The sequence below is a fragment of the Streptomyces cyaneofuscatus genome (assembly GCF_042718795.1).
Taxonomy (GTDB): domain Bacteria; phylum Actinomycetota; class Actinomycetes; order Streptomycetales; family Streptomycetaceae; genus Streptomyces; species Streptomyces cyaneofuscatus_A.
In genome coordinates this window covers 15743-28122 of sequence record NZ_JBHXOX010000021.1, presented here as the reverse complement: position 1 = coordinate 28122, position 12380 = coordinate 15743, and the positions used below count along the sequence as shown (strand labels likewise).

The 12380-nt window shown below is 73.1% G+C and carries 11 protein-coding genes; 2 read left to right on the top strand and 9 right to left on the bottom strand.

Annotated features, from left to right (window positions below; all coding sequences use genetic code 11):
- Positions 1-72 precede the first annotated feature (72 nt).
- From ACFWRT_RS23630 to ACFWRT_RS23605, 6 genes are all read right to left on the bottom strand, one after another.
- Positions 73-441 carry a holo-ACP synthase gene (locus ACFWRT_RS23630; protein WP_380950115.1) on the bottom strand — a complete coding sequence of 123 codons (369 nt, stop codon included), beginning with the start codon at positions 439-441 and terminating at the stop codon, positions 73-75.
- Between the two features lie 45 nt (positions 442-486).
- Positions 487-2334 carry a glutamine--fructose-6-phosphate transaminase (isomerizing) gene (gene glmS / locus ACFWRT_RS23625; protein ID WP_380950114.1) on the bottom strand — a complete coding sequence of 616 codons (1848 nt, stop codon included), beginning with the start codon at positions 2332-2334 and terminating at the stop codon, positions 487-489.
- A gap of 109 nt (positions 2335-2443) precedes the next feature.
- Positions 2444-3832 (bottom strand): M14 family metallopeptidase, encoded by a 1389-nt coding sequence (locus ACFWRT_RS23620; protein WP_380950113.1) that lies wholly within the window; start codon positions 3830-3832, stop codon positions 2444-2446.
- A gap of 122 nt (positions 3833-3954) precedes the next feature.
- Positions 3955-5472, bottom strand: coding sequence for a helix-turn-helix domain-containing protein (locus ACFWRT_RS23615; protein WP_380950112.1), 1518 nt, complete (start codon positions 5470-5472; stop codon positions 3955-3957).
- Positions 5473-5547: 75 nt separating this feature from the next.
- Entirely contained in the window at positions 5548-6354 is an 807-nt protein-coding gene (locus tag ACFWRT_RS23610; RefSeq protein ID WP_380950111.1) for an SAM-dependent methyltransferase, read from the bottom strand.
- On the bottom strand, positions 6329-7198 hold the full coding sequence (locus ACFWRT_RS23605; RefSeq protein WP_380950110.1) for a helix-turn-helix domain-containing protein: 870 nt from the start codon (positions 7196-7198) through the stop codon (positions 6329-6331). Before ACFWRT_RS23605 ends, ACFWRT_RS23610 begins: the two co-directional genes overlap by 26 nt.
- Positions 7199-7549: 351 nt before the next feature.
- Between ACFWRT_RS23605 and ACFWRT_RS23600 the strand changes: the two genes are divergently transcribed.
- Both ACFWRT_RS23600 and ACFWRT_RS23595 read left to right on the top strand, forming a co-directional pair.
- Positions 7550-7996 carry a hypothetical protein gene (locus ACFWRT_RS23600; RefSeq protein ID WP_380950109.1) on the top strand — a complete coding sequence of 149 codons (447 nt, stop codon included), beginning with the start codon at positions 7550-7552 and terminating at the stop codon, positions 7994-7996.
- A gap of 93 nt (positions 7997-8089) precedes the next feature.
- Positions 8090-9355, top strand: a complete 1266-nt coding sequence (locus ACFWRT_RS23595) for an erythromycin esterase family protein (RefSeq protein ID WP_380950108.1) — start codon at positions 8090-8092, stop codon at positions 9353-9355.
- 93 nt (positions 9356-9448) lie between these two features.
- Here ACFWRT_RS23595 and ACFWRT_RS23590 read toward each other — a convergent pair whose 3' ends face one another.
- The 3 genes from ACFWRT_RS23590 to ACFWRT_RS23580 all read right to left on the bottom strand — a co-directional run bounded on the left by ACFWRT_RS23590 (position 9449) and on the right by ACFWRT_RS23580 (position 12377).
- Entirely contained in the window at positions 9449-10732 is a 1284-nt protein-coding gene (locus tag ACFWRT_RS23590) for an RNA polymerase sigma factor (protein ID WP_380950107.1), read from the bottom strand.
- A 5-nt stretch (positions 10733-10737) separates the two neighbouring features.
- Positions 10738-11088, bottom strand: a complete 351-nt coding sequence (locus tag ACFWRT_RS23585; RefSeq protein ID WP_380950106.1) for a YciI family protein — start codon at positions 11086-11088, stop codon at positions 10738-10740.
- Between the two features lie 1079 nt (positions 11089-12167).
- Positions 12168-12377, bottom strand: a complete 210-nt coding sequence (locus ACFWRT_RS23580) for a hypothetical protein (protein ID WP_380950105.1) — start codon at positions 12375-12377, stop codon at positions 12168-12170.
- Positions 12378-12380 lie beyond the last annotated feature (3 nt).

Sequence of the window (12380 nt, the reverse complement as noted above, 5' to 3'; positions counted from 1 at the left end):
TGACGCCACCCCCGCAGACCCGCGCGCGGGCCGGGGTGCGGGTCCGCGGGGCGCAGGTCCGCGGGTGGGCCCTCACCCCTCCGCGATCACCACCGCCGACGCCACCCCCGCGTCATGGCTGAGCGAGACGTGCCAGCCGCGCACGCCCAGTTCGGCCGCGCGGGCGGCCACCGTGCCGCTCACCCGCAGCCGGGGCTGCCCGCTGGCCTCCACCCAGACCTCCGCGTCGCTCCACAGCAGCCCGCCCGGTGCGCCGAGGGCCTTGGCCAGGGCTTCCTTCGCGGCGAACCGGGCGGCGAGCGAGGCGATGCCGCGCCGCTCGCCGCTGGGCAGGGTCAGCTCACTCCCGACGAAGAGCCGGTCGGCCAACTGGGGCGTACGCTCCAGCGCGGCGCCGAACCGCTCGATCTCGGCCACGTCGATCCCGACTCCGATGATCACGAACCCACCCTCGCCATCCCCATCACGCGGGGCGCGCGCCCCGGCTCACTCCACGGTCACGGACTTCGCCAGATTGCGCGGCTGGTCCACCTCGTTGCCACGGGCCGTCGCCAGCTCGCAGGCGAAGACCTGGAGCGGCACGGTGGCGACCAGCGGCTGAAGCAGCGTAGGCGTTGCGGGGACGGTGATGAGGTGGTCGGCGTACGGGACGACGGCCTCGTCGCCCTCCTCGGCGACGACGATGGTGCGCGCGCCCCGGGCCCGGATCTCCTGGATGTTGGAGACGATCTTGTCGTGGAGGACGGAACGCCCGCGCGGGGAAGGCACGATGACGACGACCGGAAGGCCCTCCTCGATGAGCGCGATCGGCCCGTGCTTCAGCTCTCCGGCCGCGAACCCCTCGGCGTGCATGTAGGCGAGCTCCTTGAGCTTGAGCGCGCCTTCGAGGGCGACCGGGTAGCCGACGTGGCGTCCGAGGAAGAGGACGGTGTCGTGGTGGGCGAGGGAGCGGGCCAGCGCGCGGACGGGCTCCATCGTCTCCAGTACGCGGTCGACCTCGCCGGAGATCGCGGAGAGCTGGCGCACCACCGTACGGATCTCGTCGCCCCACTTGGTGCCCCGCAACTGGCCCAGGTACAGGGCGACGAGGTAGCAGGCGACGAGCTGGGTGAGGAAGGCCTTGGTGGAGGCGACGGCGACCTCGGGCCCGGCGTGCGTGTAGAGGACGGCGTCGGATTCGCGCGGGATCGTGGACCCGTTGGTGTTGCAGATGGCGAGGACCTTGGCGCCCTGTTCGCGGGCGTGCCGGAGCGCCATCAGGGTGTCCATGGTCTCGCCGGACTGGGAGATGGCGATGACGAGGGTGCGCTGGTCGAGGATCGGGTCGCGGTAGCGGAACTCGCTGGCGAGCTCGGTCTCGCAGGGCAGCCGGGTCCAGTGCTCGATGGCGTACTTGGCGATCATCCCGGCGTGGAAGGCGGTCCCGCAGGCCACGATGACGACCTTGTCGACCTCGCGGAGTTCGGCGTCGGGGATGCGCACCTCGTCCAGGGTCAGCGAGCCCTCGCCGTCGATCCGGCCGAGGAGGGTGTCGGCGACGGCCTGGGGCTGGTCGGCGATCTCCTTGAGCATGAAGGAGGCGTAGCCGCCCTTCTCGGCGGCGGAGGCGTCCCAGTCGACGTGGTACTCGCGCACCTGCGCCCGGTCCCCGTCGAACCCGGTGACGGTGACGCCCTCGCGGCTCAGCTCGACGACCTGGTCCTGGCCGAGTTCGATGGCGGACCGGGTGTGCGCGATGAAGGCGGCGACGTCGGAGGCGAGGAACCACTCGTCGTCCCCGACGCCCACCACGAGCGGTGAGTTGCGCCGGGCGCCGACGACGACGTCCGGCTGGTCCGCGTGGACGGCGACGAGGGTGAAGGCCCCCTCCAGCCGTCGGCACACCTGCCGCATGGCGTCCGCCAGGTCCCCGCCCGCCGAGAACGCCTCGGCCAGCAGGTGCGCGACGACCTCGGTGTCCGTCTCCGACCCGAGCGCGTGCCCGCGCCCGGTCAGCTCGCGCCGCAGGGCCGCGAAGTTCTCGATGATCCCGTTGTGGACGACGGCGACCCGGCCCGCGTTGTCCAGGTGGGGGTGGGCGTTCACATCGTTGGGTGCCCCGTGCGTGGCCCACCGCGTGTGCCCGATCCCGGTCCGCCCGGCCGGCAGCGGCCGGTCCCCCAGCTCCTTCTCCAGATTGACGAGCTTGCCCGCCTTCTTCGCGGCGGCGAGCCCGCCGTCCGCGAGCACGGCGACACCCGCCGAGTCGTAGCCCCGGTATTCGAGGCGCTTGAGTCCCGCGACGACGACGTCCTGCGCCGACTGACCACCGACATAACCCACGATTCCGCACATAACGGCAGCCTAAGGCCGGATGCGGCTCCACGGCGGGGCGAGCCGCGCCCGACGGCATGTCACACCGCCCGGCGCGGCCCACTGTTCCGGTCCTCGGCTCTCACGGGTCCTAGGAGCAGTACTGCGCCGCCTTGCCGATCGACCGGTACATGCAGTCCGCGTTCTCGATCAGTTGCAGGACCGCGTCCCGGTTACGGGAGGTCTCGCGCTCGATGACCTCGTCCGGCGGGTAGAAGCCGCCGCCCGAGGACGAGCGCGGGAACATCTCGAAGGTGTAGCCGAAGATCTTCTGCGAGCCCCACAGCCAGTCGTCGATCGAGCCGTCCGTGATGTAGAGGTCACTGGACTGCTCGGCGGTGTACCCGTTGCTGGCCGCCATCTTCTGGCCCACCGCCGCGAACGCGTTGCGGTCGTCGGCCGTCATACCGGGGGCCGTGTCGTTGTACGTGTAGCCGAACGGCCAGAGCACCAGCTCGCTGTACGTGTGGAAGTCGATGGCCGCCGTGATCTGCTGCTTCCCGCCGACCACCCGGCTGCGGACGAAGTCCGCCACGACCTTCGTCTCGGGCGCGGACTCGGGGCCCGTACCGCGGTACGTGTCCGAGGACGGGCTGGAGGAGGAGCCGCCGCAGCAGCCCCACTTGAAGGCCCAGTTGCGGTTGAGGTCGGTGCCCACGGCGGTGGAGCCGGAGTTGGGCTGCCGGTTCTTGCGCCAGCTCCGGTACGAGCCGGAGGCGATGTCGTACTCGCCGCCGTCCGGGTTCATGTCCGGGATGATCCACAGCTCGCGGCCGTTGACCGCCTGGGTGATCCGGGAGTCGCTCCCGTACCCCGCCGCGAACTCGCGGAGCAGGTACAGCGACATCTCGACCGTCAGGTGCTCGCGGGCGTGCTGGTGGGCGGTGAACAGGACCTCGGGCTCGGCCTCGTCGGTGGCCACGTTGTCGCTGATCTTGATCGCGACGATGTCGCGGCCCTGGTAGGTCTTGCCGATGACCCGCTTGCTCATGATCGAGGGGTTGGCGGCGATACGGGCGTCGATCGCCGCCGTCATCTCGGCGTAGTTGTGGTAGCGGGAGTCGGCCGGCGGGAAGTCGAGCGCGCCGACGCCTTCCCCGCCGTGGGCGTGGGCGTCCGGTGCGGGCAGCGCCTCCAGGACGTGGCCCTTGGCCCGGAGCTTCCTGACCTGGTCGGCCTTCGCGCTGATCACGATGCCGTGGTCGTGGACCTCGTCGATCGTGACGCCCGTGCGGAGGATGTCGGTGCGGGCGGCCGGAGTGGTGCGCCCGGTGATCTCGTACTGGACCGGCCGCTCCTCGGCCGCGACGGCTTTGTTACGGGGCGCGGGCTCGGCGGTGGCCACGGCGGTCGCCGGGGCGGCGAGACCGAGGGCGAGCAGGACGGCGAGGGTGGCGTTCCGCCGGGCCTTCGTCCTGGCCGTGCCGGTCTTCGTTCTGGCTTTCGCCGGGCGGGATTTCCGTGTGTTGGCGAGTCGCATGCTGGCAGTCTCCTGAGTCCGTCGGGGTGGGGGGTGGAGCTGTGCGACGGGCACAGGATGGAGCCATGTCATGAGCGGGTCAAGGTGTAGTTTTTGGCCACTCCCGCACGGCGCCGGTGTGCTCAGAGGCGGCGGTAGGTGCGGCCGCCTCTGCGGGGCAGAGCGCGCGGGTCGTCCCCGTCCTCCGCAGTGGCCTCCAGGGCGAGGTGCAGTTCGGCTCGGACGGCGGCATCGGCGAGGTTCTGCCCGAGGCGCTCGGCGCACCGGGTGAGCCAGGCCGTCAGGGTGGTGCGGTGGACGTGCAGTTCGGTCGCCGCGGGGGCGGTTCGGGCGTGGTGGCGGAGCCAGCAGGCGAGTGCGATCCGCAGGTGGGGTTCGAGCGCCCCGACCAGGCCGACGGCCCAGGTGCGGGCCGCGTCGGTGTCCAGGATGCCGGTGGGCAGCGTCGCCAGGCGGGGCGGGCCGTCATCTCGGCGGGTGCTCTCCGGCCGGCCGCCGTTCTCTGCCTGGCCGTTGCTCTCCGCCCGACCCTCGTCCTCCCCCTGGCCCTCGCCCCGCGTGGGCGCGCGGAGCGCGAGCAGCAGGTGGGCCTGCACGGTGATGTCGTCCAGGTCCGCGTCCAGGAGGGCGGCCAGGGCGCGCAGCCGGGTGCGGACGGTGCCGGGCGAGAGACCGAGCGCGGTGGCGGCCCGGGGGGCGGTGCCGGTGCGGAGCCGGACCAGGAGCAGGTGCCGGTGTTCCGGGGTCAGCGGGCTCAGCACGGATCGCGCCCACGCCGTGTACGGGCCAGGGGGGAGCAGACGGGCGAGCTGAGGGGTGCCGACGGCGTCGGCGGGGACGATGCGGTGGGCGGGGGTGGCGCTGTGCCGGGCCGCCGCCGCGTCGGCGTGGGCGGTGGGCGTCTCGGCCAGGGGCAGCGGTCCTGCCAGGCCCGCGAGGAGGTGGTGACGTTCGCTCACCCGGGAGACCAGGCGCAGGATGCGCCCGTCGTCGCTGCCGTGGTGGAGCTCGGCGACCAGGAGCTCGCCGTCCACCTCACCGATCAGGACGCAGGCGCCGCCGTGCCCGGCCAGGGACGGGCGGACGGCCCGCCACAGGACCTGGTGGGCGGTGGGGATGTCGGGGCCGGTGAGCCGGTACAGCGTGACGTGCGTGAGCCCGCCCGCGCGCACGGTGTTCGTGACGGAGGTGGTGTGACCGGCCAGCAGCAGCCGGAGCAGGGTGGTGTGCAGCCGCATCTGCTCGGCGCGCAGCTCGGCGGCGCGCTGCCCGCGCACCTCCAGGAGGGCCGCCGTGGTGGTGGCGACGAGCCCGACGTGTTCGGCGGGCATGGTGGGTGCCGGATGCAGGACGAGCACGGCTCCGGCCGCCGGGCGCTGCACATGGTGCGGGTGGTCCTGCGGATGGGCAACCGCGTGGACGCCGTCGGCCGCCGCGGTGGCGGGCGTGCTGTAGACGGCCCCGGCTATCGGGTCGGCCAGCACCGCCGCCCCCTGGACCAGCACGGCGGCCTCGCTGACCAACTGCGCACCGGAGCGCGTCGCGGCCCGCAGCAGCCGGTCCGCCATCGCCTCCCGCACCGCGCGCGGATCCCCCGGGCCCGCGGCGTCGGGTCCGGTCGTGTGCGTCGTGGTGCTCATACCGCGCCCCCTCGGCGGACGGAGCGCGCCGCGCACCCGCGGTACGGGTGCGCGGCGCGGCGATGACGGGCCCGGTCAGGGAATGCGGGCGACGGCTCCCCAGCCGGCCCGGGCGGTGGTGGTGCCGGTGTTCGCGTCGGGCCGCCAGTTCGGCCAGGACACCATCCCCGGCTCCACCATCTCCAGCCCGTCGAAGAACGCGACGGTGGTCTCCGGCTCGCGGAAGATGTACGGGATCGCCCCGCTGCTGTTGTACTCGTCCTGGACCGCCCGGTGGGCCTCGTCCGAGGCGGTGGAGTGGGACAGGGACAGGTAGCTGCCCGAGGGCAGCCGCGCCACCAGCCGCCGTACCAGCGACAGGGCGTCGTCCCAGTCCACGATGTGCCCCAGCACGTCGGAGATCACGAGCGCGACGGGCTCGCTCAGGTCCAGGGTCTTCGCCGCGCCCTCCAGGACCGCCTCCGTGTCGCGCATGTCCGCCTCCACGTACGCGGTCGCGCCCTCGGCGCTGCTGGTCAGCAGCGCGTGGACGTGCAGCAGCACCAGCGGGTCGTGGTCGACGTAGACGATCTTCGCGTCCGGGGCTATCCGCTGGGCGACCTCGTGCGTGTTGTTCGCCGTCGGCAGCCCGGCGCCGACGTCCAGGAACTGCCTGATCCCGGCGTCCCGGGCGAGGTAGGTCACCGTACGGCGCAGGAAGTCACGCGACTCCTTCGCGAACGTCTCGATCAGCGGGTACTTCTCCCGGTAGGCGTCGCCCGCGGCCCGGTCCGCCGGGAAGTTGTCCTTCCCGCCGAGCCAGTAGTTCCACACGCGCGCGGAGTGCGCGACGCTCGTGTCGATCTGCGCGGGCAGTTCAGCCCCGTTCCCGGTCGTACTCATCCTGCAGAACCTCCCTCGTTCGGTCCGGACGCATCGCCATCACGCACGACACGTCCAGCATCGCTTGATACTCCTGTACGGGCGGGCCGCTGTCCCACACCTCCGCCGTTCCCGGCAGCCCGCCCTCACGCACCACGTGGTCCGCGATCTCCCGGATCTCCACGCGGTACAGACTCAGTGCCGGAACCCCGGTCAGCGGGTGGGGCGGTGCGTCCCCGGCGTGGAGCTGCACCATCACATCCCGCCGCTCCGCGGCCTCCTGGAGCGCGGCGAGCTGTTCGCGCATCACCTCGCCCTCGCCGACCCGGCAGCGCAGCGCGGTGACCGGCAGGACCGCCCACACCCGCGTCTGCTGCTCCCGCAGCCGCCGCTGACGCATCACCAGCAGATCCGCGCGCCGCCGCCGGGCCGCGGGGTCCAGCCCGGGCCGCAGGGCGGCGTCCACGGCCATGGCGTACGCCGGGGTCCGCAGCAGCAACGGTACGAGCGCCGGGTCCCAGGTACGTACGACACTCGCGGCCGACTCCACGCTCATCAGGTCCATGAGCCAGGGGTCCATCGCATCGCGCAACGGGTGCCACCAGCCGGGCATGTTGGCCGCGTTCAGCCGGCCCATGATGTCGTCGGTCTCGGACGCGCCCGCCCCGTACCGGTCGAGCAGGGCGGACACCTGCCCCACGTCCAGGGAGGTCTGCGCCTGCTCCAGCCTCCGCAGCGTCGACGGGTGCCAGCCGAGCAGCTTGGCGGCCTGGGGTACGGACAGGCCCGCCCCTTCCCGCAGGTGCCGCAGCCGCGCCACCAGGACCAGGTGCTGCGCTGTCCGGCCCGACCTTTCACGTGCCACGGCTCATCCTTCCGCTCCGGCCCGACATCCGACAGTTCACGCAGCCTGCGCACAGTGCACACAGCGCACCTTGCGACGATCGCGCGCCGCTCCCATGGTGAGTATGTCTGCCCCCACCGACCACGACGCGGCGGAGCGTTGTCACCGCCTCTCGCACCCCTCGCGGAGCCCTTTTGGCCACTTCGATCCTCGATCGCCCGCGCGTCCGGATCAGCCACCTCCTCTTCCGTCGCACCATCACCACCTTTCCACGGGACCGCACGTGAACGACCGGCGCCCTCCCCGCCCGTTCGCCTCCGTCCTCGGCCCGAACTCGACGGTCCCGTACGCCCGCACCCTGGAGCCCGCCTCATGAACCGCCCGAACCTGACCCATCCGGACGCTCGCCCCTCCGTCACCCCCGCCCCCGCACCCGCTCCCGCCCTCGCCCCTCCGCGGCAGCTCCCCCGGCGCCCCCTGGACCTCCGCGTCCGCACCCGCCTCATCCAGGTCGAGGAACTCGTCGTCGACGACCCCGGCAAAGTCCTCGACCACGCCCAGGAGGCCGCGCTCACCGCCCCCGACACCGCCGCCGTCCTCGGCCTGAGCCCCACCACCCCCCTCACCCTCCCGGCGGCGGCGGCCCTGCTCTGCGCCCTCCACGAACCCGGCGAACTCGCCGCGATGGGCCTGCGCCTGACCCGCCACACCACCCACGTCACCGCCTCCGACCAGCAGACCGAGCCGGTCTCCCTGGAGCTGTCCTACGGTCCCGACGATTCCGGCGTTCCCGGGGCTCCCGGCGCTCCCGGCGCGTGACCTGCCGGTCCACGGGGAGAGGCGACGAGGCCGGGGGACGAGCAGGGCGGAAAGGCTTGACCTCAACCGGGCTTGAGGCCGGAGAGTGACCCCATGACGATCTCACCGGAACACCACACGGCGGTCCAGGAATGGATCAGGAGCACGGCGCACCCTCTGACCACCATGGACGCCTCGGCCCCGCTGGAAGACCTGAGGCCGCTCCTGGACATGCTCGGTGAGCGGACGGCCGTGGTGGGATACGGGGCCGGAACACGGGGAGCGCATGAACTCTTCACCCTCCAGATGCGCATCGCCAGGCTGCTGGTCGGTGAGGCCGGATTCCGCGCGGTCGCCTTCGACCAGGACTGGACGCTCGGCGTCCGGCTCGACACATACGTACGCACCGGGGCCGGAGATCCCGTGGCGCTGCTGGAGACCGCGGAGCCCTTCTACCGCACCGCCGAGGTGCTGGCCCTCGTCCGGTGGATGCGCGCCTTCAACGAGGAGCACCAACGCGACCCCGTCCGTCTCGTCGGGGTCAGCCCCCACAAGACAGGACCATCGGCGTACGACGCGGTGGCCGACCACGTGCGCCGGGCCGCGCCCCACCTGCTGGACGAGCTGGAGTCCCGTTACGCCGGCCTCCGGCCGCAAGGCGAGGTGGCCGAGCACACGCGGCGTTTCCGCGCCCAGCCGGACAGGCGGTCCTGGCGCGACCGGGCGCGAGCGGCGCACGCCCTGGTGGCGGGGCTGCCGGCCTCCGACGGCCACGCCTGGGCGCTCCACAACGCCCGCGTGATCGTCCAGTACTACGAACTCCACGACCACGACGACGATCCGAACGACCCGCACAACATGGCCTGCTACGAGCGGCTCTTCGCCGAGAACGTCGTGTGGTGGCACGGGCACACCGGCCACAAGGTGCTGTTCTGGACCTCCAGCTCCCACTCCGCCAGGGCACCCGGCCGGGTCATCAGCTTCCCGCCGAGGCCGGCGAGCGCCCCGCCGAACGCCGGCAGCCACCTCCAGGACCGGCTCGGGGACCGGTACCTGTCGATGGGACTCACCTTCGGCCGCGGTGAACTGGCCACGTACACCGGAGCCCCGCCCCACCAGGTGCCCAGCCCCGCACCGCCCCTGGTGGAGTCGGTCCTGGAGGACCGGGCGGCCGGTGACTACCTGCTGAACCTCCGGACCGACGCTCCGCGGCCCGTCGCCGACTGGCTCGCGCAGAGCGCCACGTCCCGGGCCATCGGACCACGCCACGACCCGGACAACGACACCGCTCACCACATGAAGGGCGGTTCCCTGGCCGAGTGGTTCGACATCCTCGTCCACCGGCGGCAGGTGACACCGGCCCACCCGCTCCGCGGGTGAAGCAACCCTGAGGGAGGGCTCCGGGACTCCGGGGCGCCGGGGCTCCGGGGGCTCCGAGGGCTCCGGGGAGCCCTCCCGGGGGCGGGCGAAGGATCACCCCTCCCCCAGCTTCCGCCGCAGCGCCGCCCTCTCCGGCTCGGTGCCCGCCAGCTCCAGCGCCTCCCGGTACGCCACGGCCGCCTCCCCACCCCGCCCCAGGCGGCTCAGCAGATCACCCCGCGCCACCGCGTACGGCCCGTACGCCCGCAGCCGGGGCTCACCGCCCAACGTGTCGAGCAGCGCCAGCCCCGCCCCCGGCCCGTCGCGCATCGCGACCGCCACGGCGCGGTTCACCGCGACCACGGGGGACGGGTTCAGGGTGAGCAGCACGTCGTACAGGGCCACGATCTGCGCCCAGTCCGTGGACTCCACGTCCGCCGCCTCGTCGTGCAGGGCGGCGATGGCGGCCTGCACCCCGTACGGCCCGGCCGGCCCCCCGGTCAGCGCCCGCACCACCAGCGCCCGGCCCTCCTCGACCATCGCCCGGTCCCAGAGCCGCCGGTCCTGGTCCTCCAGGAGCACCGGCTCGCCCTCCGGGCCGGTCCGGGCCGCGCGCCGGGCGTGGACGAGGAGCAGCAGCGCGAGGAGCCCGGCCGCCTCCCGCTCACCGGGGAGCAGACGGTGCAGTATCCGGGCCAGCCGGACCGCCTCCTCGGCCAGGTCGAGCCGCTGGAGACGGGGGCCGGAGCTGGCCGCGTACCCCTCCGTGAAGACCGAGTAGACGACCTGGAGCACCCCGGGCAGCCGCTCGGGCAGTTCGTCGGGGCCAGGCACCCGGAACGGGATCCGGGCCTCGCGGATCTTCTTCTTCGCCCGCACGATCCGCTGGCCCATGGTCGCCGTCGGCACGAGGAAGGCCCGCGCCACCTCGGGGGTGGTGAGCCCGGCGAGGCAGCGCAGGGTGAGGGCGGTACGGTCCTCGGCGGCGAGGGCGGGGTGGGTACAGGTGAAGAACAACTGGAGCCGCTCGTCGGGCAGTTCACCGGTCCCCGTCGGCGCGGCGACGGCCTCGTCCCGTTCCGCGTCGGCCTGGAGGACGGCGAGCCGCGCCGCGTACGCCTGGTCCCGCCGCAACCGGTCCACCGCCTTGCGCCGCGCGGTCGTCAGCAGCCACGCCCCGGGCCGGGCGGGAACGCCCTCGGCCGGCCAGTGGCGCAGGGCCGCCTCGATCGCCTCGGACGTCACCTCCTCGGCCAGGTCGAGATCCCCGAACCGCCGTACGAGGGAGGCGAGCAGCAGCCCCCGCTCCTCCCGGAACACCGCCTCGACGGCGACCCGGGCCTCCTCCGGCTCCCCGGCCTCCTCCGGCTCCCCGGGCGACGCGCCCTCACCCGCCACCGCTCTCAGCCCCCGAAGTCCGCGACCGGCCGGACGACGACCGAGCCGCCGTCCCGCGCGCCGGGACAGCGCGCGGCCCAGTCGAGGGCGGCGTCGAGGTCCGGCACGTCGATGACGAGGAACCCGCCCAGCAGCTCCCGCGTCTCCGCGAACGGCCCGTCCGTCACGGTCCGCTCCCCCGCCGGCGAGACCCGCACGGCGGTCGCGGTCACCAGATCGGCCAGCGACTCCCCGGAGACGTGGATCCCCGCGTCGCGCACGTCCTTGTCGTAGGCCATCCAGTCCTCGACGGTGCACTGCGGCGCCCCGCCCTGCTCGTCGACGGCCCCGCTGTGGATCAGCAGCATGTACTTCATGGTCCGACTCCTGTCACCTGTGCGGCGCGCCCGCCGGGTGCGGGTCGCCTTACACGATGACGACGAACGGGACGGCACCCGATCGACACGCCGCCCGAAACTTTCTTCCGGAACTTTCTCCCGGACCTCGGAGGAGGAGCGGAGGAGCCGCCCGCGGTCGCGATCCGGTGGAACCTCGGACCCGTCCGCGCACCTCGGAGCAGGCGGAGAGTTCCCACAGGCGCCAGACGGCGCCCTCGGCCAGGCGGTGGCCGCCCAGGACCGCTGAGCGCGTGACCACCTGGCGCTGCCGGTGCCGGACCGGGATCAACGGGGCGTCCCTCGCGACGGTGTCCTGGATCGCCCGGAACCGCTTAATGGCCCGCCGCGACCGGTGAACCGCAGGGTGTCCCTGATGACGTGGTCGGCCTCGGCCGGTTGTCGCCGTTGGCGAGGACGTTCCCGGTGCCCACCAACGGCTGGACGAAGGTGTCCGCGTCGGGGAAGTCCGGCACACGGCGGTGGAAGAACGTGCCGTCGTAGAAACCGCCCTCTCCGGTGGCTCCGGTCAGGGGGTCGGTCCAGGTGCGGCTTCCCGTCGCCAGGCCGGCGAAGTTGTCCGCTCACGTTGTCCAGATGCCCCGCCAGCTCGGCGCACAGGTGGGGCAGCCGGCGGAAGAGCCGGGTTCTGACCGTGCGGTGGCCCGGCGACCGGCGCGGCGGCCAGATCGGCCCGGCGCGCCGCGGCGAAGCCGTCACCGGCGAGCCCTGCCGGCCACTGGTGGCCGGCAGGGCTCAGACCGAGAAACGACAGAAAGCTTCCCTTCAGGCAGGGAAGCCATGCTGTCAGGAAGACGGGACGCTTCGCGCTCCCGAGGCGACAGTCGGGACCGAGCGCGACGACCGCCTCATGAACGGTGTCGTCAGCGGCGTCGACCGGCAGCCACTGCACCGAATCAGCGGGGAACCCGACCGCCGGACGCTCCATGACCACGTGCTGAATCCCCATCCCCCAAGGGCCAGGCCCGGCACCTTTTCCGGTGGTGGACCTCTGGTGACGACGGGCCCCCGCAGGGCGGGGGCCGATCGGCGAGCGGAATTCACCGAGTCACGAACTCCGGGCGGACACCCAGCAGGTACACACAGTCATCCAGGTCAGCGGCTTCCTCCGGGGCGATAGGGGAGAATTCCAGCTCGGCCAGGCCGGCGAGCTCCGGCCTGACGCTGAACACCGCCTCCTGAGCGACGACCGCACCACGCGGCGAGCCCCAACCGCACCACGCGGCGAGCCCCATGAGAACGGCGGCCACCCG

What these genes read in the sequence shown, in the direction of transcription:
- ACFWRT_RS23595 (WP_380950108.1), top strand. Translation starts at nt 8,090, where the DNA reads ATGACGATCTCACCGGAACACCACACGGCGGTCCAGGAATGGATCAGG.
- glmS (WP_380950114.1), bottom strand. Translation starts at nt 2,334, where the DNA reads ATGTGCGGAATCGTGGGTTATGTCGGTGGTCAGTCGGCGCAGGACGTC.
- ACFWRT_RS23585 (WP_380950106.1), bottom strand. Translation starts at nt 11,088, where the DNA reads ATGAAGTACATGCTGCTGATCCACAGCGGGGCCGTCGACGAGCAGGGC.
- ACFWRT_RS23620 (WP_380950113.1), bottom strand. Translation starts at nt 3,832, where the DNA reads ATGCGACTCGCCAACACACGGAAATCCCGCCCGGCGAAAGCCAGAACG.
- ACFWRT_RS23615 (WP_380950112.1), bottom strand. Translation starts at nt 5,472, where the DNA reads ATGAGCACCACGACGCACACGACCGGACCCGACGCCGCGGGCCCGGGG.
- ACFWRT_RS23610 (WP_380950111.1), bottom strand. Translation starts at nt 6,354, where the DNA reads ATGAGTACGACCGGGAACGGGGCTGAACTGCCCGCGCAGATCGACACG.
- ACFWRT_RS23600 (WP_380950109.1), top strand. Translation starts at nt 7,550, where the DNA reads ATGAACCGCCCGAACCTGACCCATCCGGACGCTCGCCCCTCCGTCACC.